The sequence below is a fragment of the Billgrantia campisalis genome (genome assembly GCF_022341425.1).
GTDB lineage: Bacteria > Pseudomonadota > Gammaproteobacteria > Pseudomonadales > Halomonadaceae > Halomonas > Halomonas campisalis.
Genome location: NZ_JABFUC010000007.1, coordinates 58,841 through 71,830 on the forward strand (window position 1 = coordinate 58,841; position 12,990 = coordinate 71,830).

Genomic DNA, 12,990 nt, shown 5'->3' on the forward strand with positions numbered 1-12,990 from the left:
CACAAATGACTGCACGAGCGAATCGCTGCGTTGCGCGGTGCGCGGAATCCTCACATATACCCCATATGCTCCGGTTCCTGTGCGCCGTGCGCCTTGCGCTTCATCTCGCTCGTCTATTTGTACAGCACTTCCCTAACGGGCAATATGGCGACGCTGGAAATCCCGACAGCGCTCGAGGGTCCGGGCGAGCAGCGGATAGAGTCGGCTGGCGGCATTGATGTTGTCGGCGATGGCGGCATTGTCGCTGAGGTATTCATGGGCGAAGGCGTTGCGCAGCAGCCGGATCTGGAGCCAGTCATCCAGATGCTCCAGCACGCCGAACTTCTCCATCCGATTGAGCGTGTCCAGCAGGGAGACATCCTGGGAGGTATCTTCCAGGCTGGCCCTGGCCAGAGCGCGAAACAGCTTGCCGGCCATGAAATCCTGTAGCTTTCCAAAGCGGCCCAGAAAGAGGTCGAGCCGGTCGATGGCGTCGTCATCCAGCGACGCCACCTGCTCGGCCGATAGCGGGACATCCTGCTGGATCGCCTGCCACGAGCGCTCCAGGTATTGCGCCATCCGCGTGGCCGCGTCCAGTTGATCGAGCAGTATTTCTTCCGGCGTGGAGGTCACAGGCGCACTCCCTGTTGCAAGGCGTCGCGATGAATGGGCCGCAGGGGCTGTTCGTCGCTGCGAATCAGCAGGTCGATACGCTGGGGCCCCAGCCGCTCCCAGAGGCACCGCTGCAGCGCTACCTTGGCCTCCAGCCAGCCGGGCATGGGCGGGGCATGGACCTCGATATAGAGGTCGATATCCCCGCCGCGCCGGCTGTCGTCGACCCGCGAGCCAAACAGGTAGACCCGGGCGTCGGGGCCCAGCACCTCGGCCACGGCATCCTTGATGGCGTCAACCTGCGTATCGGTGAGTCTCATTGCGCTCTCCCTCAGGTGCATGTTCTGATCATGGCATACCCCCCCTAGGCTCTGTCCGAAAACTGGCTGCGCTCGACCATACGGCGTTAAAAATCGGCTCAAAGTACTCATTTACACCCCGTAAACTCCGTCTTTTCACCGATTTTTGCCTTGTCTGGCCTTCGCTCGCCGACTTTTCAGACAAAGCCTAACGATCAATATGCCCCAGGTCGCGTCCCGGGGCGAGGCGGTCGCGGACCCTCTGCTTGAGGATCTTGCTGTCGGGGAAGCCGCCGTCGCGCTTGCGCTCCCAGATCGATTCGTCGTCGTAGAAGATCTCGAAATAGCCGCCGTGGGAGGGCGCCAGCGCCACTTCCTCCAGTTCCTCGCCAAAGGTGGAGAGCAGCTCCTGAGCCAGCCAGGCGCTGCGCAGCAGCCACTGACACTGGGTGCAGTAGTGGATGCGAATCCGTGACATGGTGTCTTCCCGTCGAAAATAATTGGGATCTTAATGATACCAGCCAAGGCGCCCTGGATGGTCGAACGCGGGCGGCACCCAGCCACCGCGGAACGTAGCGCCGGCGCGAGGCATCAGGGGCATTGCGATGCGTTGTGATTGTCAACGGGCCGCCGGCTGGCCATGATATAGCATTGAACCGAGCCGCTGCGGCAAGCCCGTGTGCCAGGAACCGCGACAGGAACGCCTAGTATGAAACGATCCCCACTGATCAGCCCGGAACTGCTCGAGCGCATCATCGACGCCTCGGAAGACGGCATCGTGGTCGCCGAACAAGAAGGCGACGAGAACATCCTGATCTACGTCAACCAGGGGTTCGAGCGTCTGACCGGCTACAGTGCCGACGAGATCCTCTATCGGGACTGCCGCTTCCTGCAGAACGAGGACCACGACCAGCCGGCCCTGGACGTCATCCGCAAGGCGCTCGCCGAGGGCCGCCCCTGCCGCGAGGTGCTGCGCAACTACCGCAAGGACGGCACCCTGTTCTGGAACGAGCTGTCGATCACCCCGATGTACGATGAAGACGACAAGCTGACCTATTTTATCGGCGTGCAGAAGGACGTGACCGAGCGCGTCGAGGCGCAGCAGGCGTTGGAGCGGCTCAAGGCCGAACACGGCCTCTCCTGAGGAACCGCACCCTTCCACGGTGAAGCCTGCGACGCACTGCCGCTCCCCCGCAAAAAAAATCGCCGCCAGGGTATTGCACTTCCCCGCTTCCCGCTTTATATAGCCGTCAGGTGCCGCCGAGCGGTGCCATGGCGCTTCCGGTCCGTCGCTTCGGACGCGAAGCGAATCTGTGATACATCGACCGCCCGAGCGGTCGGCTGTGGCCATGGGAGGACGTCGCATGAGCCGTGAACCCCTTCTCGATGACTCACCTGACGACGATCAGGATATCTTCGAGGCCGTCAACGACGACGACTACACCCGCCCACGCGCCCAAAGCCGCGCCGAGACCCTACGCGCCCGCCGCCGCGTCGAGGCGCTGTTGGAAGAGCGTCGCCTGAGGCGCGCCATCGAGGACGACTGGGCCCTGGACGAGGAAGAGGAATAAGGGGCCAGGTTCGAGGTTCGAGGTTCGAGGTTCGAGGTTCGAGGAAACGAGCAGTTGCTGGCTGGTGTCGGTCCTTGGTGATCTTGTCGCCCCTCGCCCCTCGCCCCTCGCGTCCTAACAAGTAGCGCACTGGCCTTTCCCCGCAGTGGCCACTATCATCGTGGCCACTGAAACCCCTCAACCCAGTGGATTTCCATGGCGCAATACGTCTACACCATGAACCGGGTGGGCAAGGTCGTGCCCCCCAAGAAGCAGATTCTCAAGGATATCTCGCTCTCTTTCTTCCCCGGCGCCAAGATCGGCGTGCTGGGTCTCAACGGCGCCGGCAAGTCGACCCTGCTGCGCATCATGGCCGGCGTCGACACCGAGTTCGAGGGCGAGGCCCGTCCGATGCCGGGTCTCAACGTCGGCTACCTCCCCCAGGAGCCCGAGCTCGACGACGACAAGAACGTCCGCGAGACCGTGGAGGAGGCCCTGGGCGAGATCAAGGCGGCCCAGGAGAAGCTCGACGGCGTCTACGCCGCCTACGCCGAGCCGGACGCCGACTTCGACGCCCTGGCCGCTGAGCAGGCGCGACTGGAGAACATCATCGAGGCCGCCGACGCCCATAACCTGGAGCGCAAGCTCGAGGTGGCCGCCGACGCCCTGCGTCTGCCGCCCTGGGACGCCCGGGTGGGCCACCTCTCCGGCGGCGAGCGCCGCCGGGTGGCGCTGTGCCGCCTGCTGCTCTCCAGCCCCGACATGCTGCTGCTCGACGAGCCCACCAACCACCTGGACGCCGAGTCCGTGGCCTGGCTGGAGCGCTTCCTGCACGACTACAGCGGCACCGTGGTGGCGATCACCCACGACCGCTACTTCCTCGACAACGTGGCTGGCTGGATCCTCGAGCTCGACCGCGGCCAGGGCATCCCCTTCGAGGGCAACTACTCCGCCTGGCTGGAATCCAAGGAGAAGCGCCTGGAGCAGGAGGCCAAGCAGGAGGCCTCGCGCCAGAAGGCGATCAAGCACGAGCTGGAGTGGGTGCGCTCCAACGCCAAGGGCCGCCAGGCCAAGAGCAAGGCGCGCCTCAATCGCTTCGAGGAGATGCAGTCCGGCGACTTCCAGAAGCGCAACGAGACCAACGAGATCTATATTCCGCCCGGCCCGCGCCTGGGCGACAAGGTGATCGAGTTCAACGGCGTCTCCAAGCGCTTCGACGACAAGCTGCTCTACGAGGATCTCTCCTTCAGCGTGCCCAAGGGCGCCATCGTCGGCATCGTCGGCGGCAACGGCGCCGGCAAGTCGACGCTGTTCAAGCTGATCAAGGGCACCGAGCAGCCCGACGCCGGTGAGGTGGTGGTCGGCGACACCGTCGACATCGCCTACGTGGAGCAGCTGCGCGACGCCCTGGACGACAAGCAGACGGTGTGGGAGGCGGTCTCCGACGGCCAGGACATCCTCAACATCAACGGCTACGAGGTCTCCTCGCGGGCCTATGTGGGGCGCTTCAACTTCAAGGGCAACGACCAGCAGAAGTTCCTCAAGGACCTCTCCGGGGGCGAGCGCGGCCGCCTGCAGCTAGCCCAGACCCTCAAGCAGGGCGCCAACGTGCTGCTGCTCGACGAGCCCTCCAACGACCTGGACATCGAGACCCTGCGGGCGCTGGAGGAGGCGCTGCTGGCCTTCCCCGGCTGCGCCATGGTGATCTCCCACGACCGCTGGTTCCTCGACCGTATCGCCACCCACATCCTGGCCTTCGAGGGGGACTCCCAGGTGGTGTTCTTCGAGGGCAACTACACCGACTACGAGGCGGACCACCGGAAACGGGTGGGCAACGACACCCCGCATCGCATGAAGTATAAGCGCATCGACGCCTGACTGAGGATCGAGGGCCGAGGGGGGCGAGGCACAAGGACGCCCGCCCCCTCGCACCTCGCCCCTCGAACCTCGCCCCTCGAACCTCGAACCTCGAACCTCGAACCTCGAACCTCGCCCCTAATACAAGCCAGCCTCCCCCTCGGGCCGGGTCTTGAAGCGGCGGTGCAGCCACATGTACTGCTCGGGGTGCTTGCGGATGGCCGCCTCGACATAGGCGTTGACCCGGGCGGCGTCGGCCACTTCGTCACCGCTGGGGAAGTCTTCGAAGGGCGGGTGGCACTCGATGGTGTAGGTGCGGTTGTCCGGGTTGCGGTGGAACATCAGCGGCACCACCGGCGCCCCGGTCATGCGGGCGATCTTGGCGGTGAGGCGAATCGAGGCGGTCTGGATACCGAAGAAGGGCGCGAAGACGCTGACCTCGCGCCCGTAGTCCTGATCCGGCGCGTACCAGACGATATGCCCCTCCTTGATCCGGCGCACCACGCCGCGCAGGTCGTGGCGGTCGATGGCCTGGCCGAAGATATGGGAGCGCGCGCGGGTCATGAAGCGGTCGAACAGGGGGTTGTTGTGGGGGCGGTAGACCACGTCCGAGGGGAAGTAGAGCGAATGCAGCGCCCCGCCCAGATCCAGCGTCGAGAAGTGGATGCCCACCACCAGCACCCCCTTGCCCCGGGCATGGGCATCGGCGAGGTGGTGCTGCCCCTTGTAGGTGACCCGGTGGCGCAGGTGCTCGGGGTCGCGGCACCAGCCGGTGGCGGTCTCCAGGATGCCGATGCCGTTGGCGACGAAGGCCTCCTTGACCAGCTTCGCCCGCTGCGTCTCGTCGAGCTCGGGGAAGCACAGCCGCAGGTTGGTGTCGGTGATATGCCGCCGCCGCCGGGCGACGCGCCAGGCGAACAGCCCGATGCCGCGGCCCACGGCCAGCTTGAGCCGCCACGGCAGCCAGGCCCCGGCCCGCATGCAGCCGATGCCCAGCCAAGCGGGCCAGTAGCGGGGATGGGCGAAGGAGGCGGGCCAGTTACGCTTGGGCATGCGAGTTCCCTTCGGTCAAAAGGCGCATCATACCGCGATGCCCGGCCGCGCTGAAGGTAGGGGAGCGCTTAGGACCTCCTCTTCGGCTTGCCCCCAGCGCTCCTCGCGATAGCCTTGAACCAGACTAGCGGGAATAGCGCCGGGGCACCCGCGGCAGGATACCGGTCAGCAGCGTATAGCTGATGGTGTCGCAGTGGCGGGCCACCTCGTCCACGCCGAGCACCTCGCCGTTCGCCGCCCGGCCCCAGAGCACCACCTCGCTGCCGATGGTGGCCTCGGGAATCTCGGTGAGATCGACGGTGAGCATGTCCATGGAGACCTTGCCGGCGATGGCGGTGCGCCGCCCGGCCACCAGCACTGGGGTGCCGTCCACGGCGTGGCGGTCGTAGCCGTCGCCGTAGCCGCAGGCCACCACGCCGATGCGCGAGCGGCGCGGGGCGCGCCAGCGCCCGGCGTAGCCGACCGGCTCGCCCTCCTCCAGCTCGCGTACGGCGATGATCTGTGAGCGCAGCGTCATCACCGGCTGCAGCCGGCGGCTGGCCTCGCTGGGCACTTCCAGCGGGTCGCTACCGTAGAGCATGACGCCCGGCCGCACCCAGGCGCCGTGGGCGTCGGGCCAGGCCAGGGTGGCCGGGGAGTTGGCCAGGCAGAGCGGCGCGCCCAGACGCTCGCCCAGGGCCTGCATCCGCGCCAGCTGGCGCCGAAAGTAGCCCGCCTCCACGGCGTCGGCGGTGGCGAAGTGGCTCATCAGCTGCAGGTCGCTGGCGCAGTCGGGGGCGGCGGCGAGCCGCTGCCAGACGCCGACGGCTTCCTCGGGGGAAAAGCCCAGGCGGTGCATGCCGGAGTCGACCTTGAGCCATACCGGGATCGGCCGCGCCGGCCGATGGGCCAGCAGCGCCTCCACCTGCCAGTCGCTGTGCACCGCCATCCACAGCCCCAGCGCCTCGACCTGGGCCAGTTCCTTGGCCTCGAAGATGCCCTCCAGCAGCACGATGGGCGTGTGTACCCCACCCTCGCGCAGCACCTCGGCCTCCTCCAGGCAGGCCACGGCGAAGGCCGGCGGCCGCGCCTGGGCCGGCTGGGCCTCCAGCGCCCTGGCGCAGGCGACCGCACCGTGGCCGTAGGCATCGGCCTTGATCACCGCCACGGCGCGGCTGCGCGGCGCCAGGCTGCGCGCCAGGTGGTAGTTGTGACGCAGGGCGTCGAGGTCGATGTCGGCAACCAGCGGCCGGGCCATGGCGTCCTCCTGAGGGCATGGGTCGGGGTCGAGACAAGGCGGCGAGCCGCCTCACGGACAAGGCCGAAATTATCGACAACCAAACCGCCAGAATCACGAAGAAAACCACCGTATTAACGGTGGCTTTCAGCGAAACACATTAAAAAATCGCCAACATGCAGATGATTGTCAGGATGGCGACCTGGGCCGCTCACCGATGTTCATCACCGGGTCGTCGTTGACCTCGCCGGGCAGCTCCAGGGAGACGGCGCCCTCGGTGGTCAGCCAGTCGTTGACCGCCCGAATCGCCTCGGGCCCGAGCAGGCCCGCCTGCTGCTGCAGCTGCAGCAGGCCGAGCACGTAGTCGTAGCGCGCCTCGGCGTGGTCGGCAACGGCGTTGAACAGGTTGCGCTCGGCGTTGAGCACGTCGACGATGTTGCGCGTGCCCACCTCGTAGCCGGAGCGGGTCGCCTCCAGGGCGCTCTGGTTGGAGACGATCGCCTGGCGGCGCGCCTCGACCGTGGCCACGTCGTTGCTGACCCGGGTGAACAACGAGCGCACCTGCTGAATGGTGTCACGCCGCTGGGCCTCGAAGTCATACTGGCTCACCTCCAGGGTGAAGCCGCTCTGACGGATCTGGGCCTGGGTGCTGCCGCCGGTATACAGCGGCAGGCTGGCGCGCAGGCCAAGCTGGCTCTCGGAGCGCTCGGAGGCGCCGCTGCGGTCGCTGTCGGACCAGTTGTAGCTGGCGAAGGCCGAGAGCACCGGCCGCTGGCCGGCGCGGGAGATGTCCAGCTCGCTGCGCGCCACCTCGATGCCCACCTCGGCCATCTGCAGCATGGGGCTGTTGTCCAGGGCCAGCGCCACCCAGTCGTCGCGGCCGTCCGGCGTGGGCGGCTCGATGGGAATCTCCTCGGCCAGGGCATCGATGCTCTCGTAGCGCTGGCCGGTGAGCCGCTCCAGGGCCTCGAAGCTGACCTGCATGGCGCTTTCGGCGGCGATCCGCTGGGCGCGGGCCAGGTCGAAGGAGGCCTGGGCCTCGTGCACGTCGGTGATCGCGATCAGCCCCACCTCGAAGCGTTCCCGGGCCTGGTCCAACTGGCGGCTGATGGCGGTTTCCTGGGAGCGGCGCGCGCCGAGGATGTCGTGGGCACGCAGGATCTCGAAGTAGGCCTGGGCCACCTCGAACAGCAGGGCCTGCTCGGCCACGTTCAGCGACAGGGTCTCGCGTTCGATCTCACGCTCGGCACGGGCCAGCTGGGCGCGCCGGGCGGGGTCATAGAGCGCCTGCTCGGCGTCGAGGCTGAGGCCGACGCTGGTGACGTCGTCGTCGCCGTCGACCGCCCCGCCGGGCAGCCCGGTCTCCGGGACCGACGCCTGGTTGCTGTAAAAGCGCGAATGGCTGAGATTGCCGCCGGCCGAAACCTGAGGCAGCAGCGAGCCGCGCCGGACATCGCGCGCCGCCTCGGTGGCCTGGAAGCCGGCGCGGGCGGCGGCCAGGTCGGCGTCGTTGTCCAGAGCGTCACGGGTGATGGTCCACAGGTCGGTGGCCTGGGCGCTGCCGGCCATCGCCAGGGCGGCGAGACCGACCAGCCAGCGCCGACGGGAGGGGATGGATGAGCTTAAGCGTGGCATGTTCGACGATTCCCTGTAGCGACAAGCGACTGCCCGAGTAGCGGCAGCGACTGCCGGCGGCCTAATGGCCCCCCTATTTTACGCCCGGCCTTGGCCAGGCGGCGTGCAACCAGTGTGCAACTCGGCGCCACCGCGATGCACCCCGCCCAAACCACCGCCGCCCTGTCACTACTCGAAAATGGCGTCCAGCGACAGGCCCTGCTTCTCCAGCACCCGGCGCAGTTTCTTGAGCGCCTCGACCTGGATCTGGCGCACCCGTTCGCGGGTGAGACCGATTTCGTCGCCGACTTCCTCGAGGGTGGCGGCCTCGTGGCCGCGCAGGCCGAAGCGGCGCACCACCACTTCCATCTGCTTCTCGGTAAGCTCGGCGAGCCAGTCGTCGACGTGCTGCTTGACGTCGCCATCAACCAGCGACGACTCGGGGCCCAACTCGTTGTCGTCGGCCAGGGTCTCGATCAGCGGCTTGTCGCTCTCTCCGCCCACCGGGTAGTCCACCGAGGAGACCCGCTCGTTGAGCCCCATCATCTTCTTGACGGTCTCCACCGGCTTGTCGAGATAGTCGGCGATCTCCTCGGCGGAGGCCTCGTGGTCGAGCTTCTGGGTCAGCTCGCGGGCCGCCCGCAGGTAGATATTGAGCTCCTTGACCACGTGGATGGGCAGGCGGATGGTGCGCGTCTGGTTCATCAGCGCCCGCTCGATGGTCTGGCGTATCCACCAGGTGGCGTAGGTGGAGAAGCGGAAGCCGCGCTCCGGGTCGAACTTCTCCACCGCGCGGATCAGCCCCAGGTTGCCCTCCTCGATCAGGTCGAGCAGGGTCAACCCGCGGTTGAGGTAGCGCCGGGCGATCTTGACCACCAGGCGCAGGTTGGACTCGATCATCCTCGCGCGGCCGGCGGGGTCACCCTGCTGTGCCAGGCGGCCGTAGTGGACCTCCTCCTCCGGCGTCAGCAGCGGCGAGAAGCCGATCTCGTTGAGATAGATCTGGGTGGCGTCCAGGCTATGGTGATAGTGGCGATCCTCGCGATTCAGCGCCTTTTCGAAGGCCTCCTCATCGCGAACCGTGCTCTCCTCGTCCTCTTCTTCGTCAACCGCCGCCTGCCGGTCGAGGCCGTCTTCGGTCGCCGTGGCGTCGTCGAGATTTACGTCCTGAAGGTTCCGTTCAAGCATACTCATCGATTGCTACCCCATGGTTACGTCCTGGGTACCGGCATGCCACGTTGACGATACCGGCTTTTGTTATTGTGTCGATCTCGCCCGCCGCAGGGTCGTTTCGCAAGGAATGGAGCCGCGGCTATCGCTCCGGCAATGTATCGCTCCGGTAGTCTAACGCTCCGGTAGATAGTTCAAGGGGTCACGTGGCTGGCCATCCCGGCGTACCTCGAAGTGCAGCCTGACATCCTCGGCATCGCTGTCGCCCATGGTGGCGATGACCTCACCGGCCTCGACCACGTCGTTCTCGGTGACCCTGAGGCTGTCGTTGTGGGCGTAGGCGCTCAGGTACTGGTCGTTGTGCTTGAGCAGGATCAGGTTGCCGTAGCCCCTCACCCCGCTGCCGGCATAGACCACGATACCCGGCCCGGCCGCTCTGACAGGTTGCCCCTTTTGCCCGGCGATATCAATGCCGGCGGTGATGCTTCCTCCCTCGCCGAAGCGACCGACGATCTCGCCGTCTGCGGGCCACTGCCACTCCACCTCGGCCACCGGCGTATAGCTGCGACCGCTGCGGTCTGGCTCGCGCTCGGGGGCGCCGGCCACCTCGGTGCCGGCGTCCGGCTGAGGCGCGGCGGTCGGTTCGGGTTCGGGCTCTGGCTGCGGCTCGGGTTCGGGCTGCGGCTCGGGCTCGGGGTCGCGTTCCGGCTCAGGCTCGGGCTCACGGGGAGGCGCCGGCTGGTCGGGCGCCGCGGCCACCTGCTCGACGCCCTCCAGCGCGACCTGGCTGGGGCCCGAGTCATCAGGGGTCAGGGGTTCCGCGGTGAGGCGCCGGCTGCGCTCGATGGCCGCGTCGTCAGGCTGCAGCCAGTCGGTATCGGCCGACTCGGCCGGCGCCCCTGTCAGCGGAATGGCGGTGGCCACGTCGCGGTCCGGCGCCTGGGCGGGGCGGGGCGACGGCGCATCGGCCTGCCGACTCAGGCGTAGCTGCTGGCCCGGCTGGATGCGATAGGGCGGGCTGATCTGGTTGAGCTGGGCCAGATCGCGGTAGTCCATGTCGTGGCGCCAGGCGATGCCGTAGAGGGTGTCGCCCGCCTCCACGGTGTAGTGGCTGTCGGGCGCGCGTTCGCGACTGGCGGAGAGGTCCCGGACCTGGGGCGCGGAGCGCTCTTCCTGGGCCGCACAGCCGGCCATCGCGAGAGCGATGGCGGAAACCAGAAACACCTTACGCATTGGGGCCATCCTCCTTGTCGGGTGTGGTTCGAGAGCCGGTCACGGGGCGCGTCACCGTGGCTGCCGCGGGCGGCTTGCTGCCCTGGTAGCGACTCAGGGCCAGGACCAGTGCGGCACCAACCAGCATGGTGGCCAGCACCGGCAGCAGCAGACCGGACTCGCCGGTGAGGATCGCGTAGTCTGACGGGGTCAGGTAGCGATAGTCGAGGGGGATCATCTGGCCCTCCGGCCCCAGCTGATAGCGCACCAGCTCCCGCCACGGCCACAGCACCGGCAGCGAGCCGAGGATGAAGCCGAGCAGCAGCTGCAGGGTGGCGGTACGGTAGCGGCGCAGCAGCCAGGAGAGCAGCCGCGAGAAGCCGGCCAGGCCGATCACGCAGCCCACCGCGAAGATCGCCAGCAGCTCCAGGTTGAAGCTGCGGATTGCATTCATGACCGGGCCATAGAGCCCCATGGTCAGCAGCAGGAAGCTGCCGGAGACCCCGGGCAGCAGCATCGCGCTGATGGCGATGGCGCCGCCCACGATCAGCATCAGCGAGGGGCTGCCCATCAGGGTGATCAGCGGCATCAGCGAGGGCAGCCCGTGGGCCAGCAGCAGCCCCACCATCAGCGGCAGCACATGCCACAGCTTCCAGTCGGCGAGGTGACGGCTGACCACCAGGGCCGAGGCCGCCACCAGGCCGAAGAAGAAGCCGTTGAGCAGCAGCGGGTGGTCGTCCATCAGCCACACCACCAGGTGGGCCACGCTGATCAGGCTGGCGAGGATGCCCGCCAGCAGCGGAATCACAAAGGTCAGGTTGAGGTGGGCGGCGAGCAGCGCCAGGCCGCCGCGGCGCCAGGCGGTGAAGGCGCTGGGGCCAAACTGCTTGATGGTGTGAATGAGCTCCTCATAGATGCCGGTGACGAAGGCGATGGTGCCGCCGGACACGCCGGGCACCGCATCGGCTGCGCCCATGCCCGCACCCTTGAGGAACACACTGAATTGTGGCTTCAACGAATGACTCCTTGCAGCAGCGGCACGAAGCGAACCTTTTCCAGCCGCTGGACTTCATGTTGGTCGCCCTGGCGGCGCACCCGGGTCAGCCACTGCTTCCCGTTGGCGTCCGCCAGCGGCAGGATCATCACCCCGCCGTCGGCGAGCTGAGCCAGCAGCGCCTCGGGCAGCTCACCGGCACAGGCGGTGAGCAGAATGACCTCGAAGGGCGCGGCTTCGGGCCAGCCGTGGCCGCCGTCGGCCAGGCGCAGCCGCGCATTGGCCGCCTTCAGCAGGCGCAGCCGCGACGCGGCCCGATGGTGCAGGGCATTGATCCGCTCCAGGGAGTAGAGTTCCGGCACCAGTCGCGCCAGAATCAACGTCTGGTAGCCCGAGCCGGTGCCGATCTCCAGCACCCGCCGGGGGGATTCGCGCAGCACCAGCTCGGTCATGCGCGCCACCATCCACGGCTGGGAGAGGGTCTGGCCGAGGCCGATGGGCAGCGAAGTGTCCTCGTAGGCGCGGTGCGCCAGGGCCTCGTCGAGGAACAGGTGGCGCGGCTCGGCGGCCATGACGCTCAGCACCCGGGCATCCTCGATGCCCTGGTGAGCCAGCCGCGCCACCATTCGGTCGCGGGTGCGCTGCGATGTCATGCCGACCCCGCGCAGCAGGTCGGGCAAAGTGTCAGGTGAGTGCATCCAGCCAGCCCTTTACATCATCGATGGCGCCACGCCGGGTCAGATCGGTCTGCAGCGGCGTGATCGATACATAGCCCGCCTCCACGGCGGCGAAGTCGGTGTCCGGTCCATCATCGGCGTTGAGCCCCACCGCCGCAATCCAGTAGCGTCGCCGGCCACGCGGGTCGCGCACCTCCATGGGACGCTCGGCGGGGCCGCGATAGCCCAGCCGGGTGACGCGAAAGCCCTGGATCTCCTCCCAGGGCAGGTCCGGCACGTTGACGTTGAGCAGGCTGCGGGGCGGCAGGGAGAGCTGGTCCGCGGCCCCTACCAGGCTCGCCGCCACGCGCCCGGCGGTATCGAAGTGGCGCGTGCCGGTCAGCGACATGGCGATCGCGGTCATGCCCAGGTTGCGCCCCTCCATGGCCGCCGCCACGGTGCCGGAGTAGAGCACGTCGTCGCCGAGATTGCCGCCGTGGTTGATCCCCGAGATCACCAGGTCGGGCTTCTCGTCCCAGACGCCGTTGACGCCCAGGTAGACGCAGTCGGCCGGGGTGCCGTCGACGCAGTAGAAGCCGCTCTCCAGCGCCGTCAGCGACAGCGGCCGGGAGAGGGTCAGCGAGTTGCTGGCGCCGCTGCGATCGCGGTCCGGCGCCACCACCCGCAGCCTGGCGTGGGGCACCAGGGCGTCGTACAGGGCACGCAGGCCCGGGGCATGCACGCCGTCGTCGTTGGATAGCAGCAGTCGCCGCATGGG

At 67.6% G+C, this 12,990-nt stretch carries 14 protein-coding genes; 3 read left to right on the plus strand and 11 right to left on the minus strand.

The genetic code is table 11. From position 1 onward, the window contains the following. Window positions 1-132 precede the first annotated feature (132 nt). The 3 genes from HOP52_RS09895 to HOP52_RS09905 form a co-directional block, all read right to left on the minus strand. Window positions 133-612 carry a hypothetical protein gene (locus HOP52_RS09895; RefSeq protein ID WP_238977217.1) on the minus strand — a complete coding sequence of 160 codons (480 nt, stop codon included), beginning with the start codon at window positions 610-612 and terminating at the stop codon, window positions 133-135. Then, window positions 609-911 (minus strand): nucleotidyltransferase domain-containing protein, encoded by a 303-nt coding sequence (locus tag HOP52_RS09900; RefSeq protein ID WP_238977218.1) that lies wholly within the window; start codon window positions 909-911, stop codon window positions 609-611. Before HOP52_RS09900 ends, HOP52_RS09895 begins: the two co-directional genes overlap by 4 nt. A gap of 187 nt (window positions 912-1,098) precedes the next feature. Beyond that, entirely contained in the window at window positions 1,099-1,368 is a 270-nt protein-coding gene (locus HOP52_RS09905; RefSeq protein WP_238977219.1) for an Rdx family protein, read from the minus strand. A gap of 231 nt (window positions 1,369-1,599) precedes the next feature. Between HOP52_RS09905 and HOP52_RS09910 the strand changes: the two genes are divergently transcribed. The 3 genes from HOP52_RS09910 (at window position 1,600) to ettA (ending at window position 4,318) form a co-directional block, all read left to right on the plus strand. Further along, window positions 1,600-2,034 (plus strand): PAS domain S-box protein, encoded by a 435-nt coding sequence (locus tag HOP52_RS09910; RefSeq protein ID WP_238977220.1) that lies wholly within the window; start codon window positions 1,600-1,602, stop codon window positions 2,032-2,034. A 220-nt stretch (window positions 2,035-2,254) separates the two neighbouring features. Then, a complete protein-coding gene (locus HOP52_RS09915) occupies window positions 2,255-2,461 on the plus strand; it encodes a PA3496 family putative envelope integrity protein (RefSeq protein WP_238977221.1) in 207 nt (68 codons plus the stop codon). A 195-nt stretch (window positions 2,462-2,656) separates the two neighbouring features. Continuing rightward, window positions 2,657-4,318 carry an energy-dependent translational throttle protein EttA gene (gene ettA / locus HOP52_RS09920; RefSeq protein ID WP_238977222.1) on the plus strand — a complete coding sequence of 554 codons (1,662 nt, stop codon included), beginning with the start codon at window positions 2,657-2,659 and terminating at the stop codon, window positions 4,316-4,318. Between the two features lie 117 nt (window positions 4,319-4,435). On the opposite strand, the gene lpxL is transcribed toward ettA, so the two are convergent. From lpxL to surE, 8 genes are all read right to left on the minus strand, one after another. Next, the gene (gene lpxL / locus HOP52_RS09925; protein WP_238977223.1) at window positions 4,436-5,350 is read right to left on the minus strand and encodes an LpxL/LpxP family Kdo(2)-lipid IV(A) lauroyl/palmitoleoyl acyltransferase; all 915 of its coding nucleotides are present in this window, start codon (window positions 5,348-5,350) and stop codon (window positions 4,436-4,438) included. 124 nt (window positions 5,351-5,474) lie between these two features. Beyond that, window positions 5,475-6,587, minus strand: coding sequence for an alanine racemase (gene alr / locus HOP52_RS09930; RefSeq protein ID WP_238977224.1), 1,113 nt, complete (start codon window positions 6,585-6,587; stop codon window positions 5,475-5,477). A 168-nt stretch (window positions 6,588-6,755) separates the two neighbouring features. After that, window positions 6,756-8,201, minus strand: coding sequence for a TolC family outer membrane protein (locus HOP52_RS09935; protein WP_238977225.1), 1,446 nt, complete (start codon window positions 8,199-8,201; stop codon window positions 6,756-6,758). A 168-nt stretch (window positions 8,202-8,369) separates the two neighbouring features. Continuing rightward, entirely contained in the window at window positions 8,370-9,374 is a 1,005-nt protein-coding gene (gene rpoS, locus HOP52_RS09940; protein WP_238977226.1) for an RNA polymerase sigma factor RpoS, read from the minus strand. Window positions 9,375-9,524: 150 nt separating this feature from the next. Beyond that, window positions 9,525-10,583 (minus strand): peptidoglycan DD-metalloendopeptidase family protein, encoded by a 1,059-nt coding sequence (locus tag HOP52_RS09945; RefSeq protein ID WP_238977227.1) that lies wholly within the window; start codon window positions 10,581-10,583, stop codon window positions 9,525-9,527. Beyond that, window positions 10,576-11,577 carry a DUF368 domain-containing protein gene (locus tag HOP52_RS09950; RefSeq protein ID WP_238977228.1) on the minus strand — a complete coding sequence of 334 codons (1,002 nt, stop codon included), beginning with the start codon at window positions 11,575-11,577 and terminating at the stop codon, window positions 10,576-10,578. The genes HOP52_RS09945 and HOP52_RS09950 overlap by 8 nt, the downstream gene beginning before the upstream one ends. After that, complete coding sequence (locus HOP52_RS09955; RefSeq protein ID WP_238977229.1) at window positions 11,574-12,254, minus strand: protein-L-isoaspartate(D-aspartate) O-methyltransferase; 681 nt, start codon at window positions 12,252-12,254, stop codon at window positions 11,574-11,576. Before HOP52_RS09955 ends, HOP52_RS09950 begins: the two co-directional genes overlap by 4 nt. Beyond that, window positions 12,241-12,987 carry a 5'/3'-nucleotidase SurE gene (surE, locus tag HOP52_RS09960; protein ID WP_238977230.1) on the minus strand — a complete coding sequence of 249 codons (747 nt, stop codon included), beginning with the start codon at window positions 12,985-12,987 and terminating at the stop codon, window positions 12,241-12,243. The genes HOP52_RS09955 and surE overlap by 14 nt, the downstream gene beginning before the upstream one ends. Window positions 12,988-12,990 lie beyond the last annotated feature (3 nt).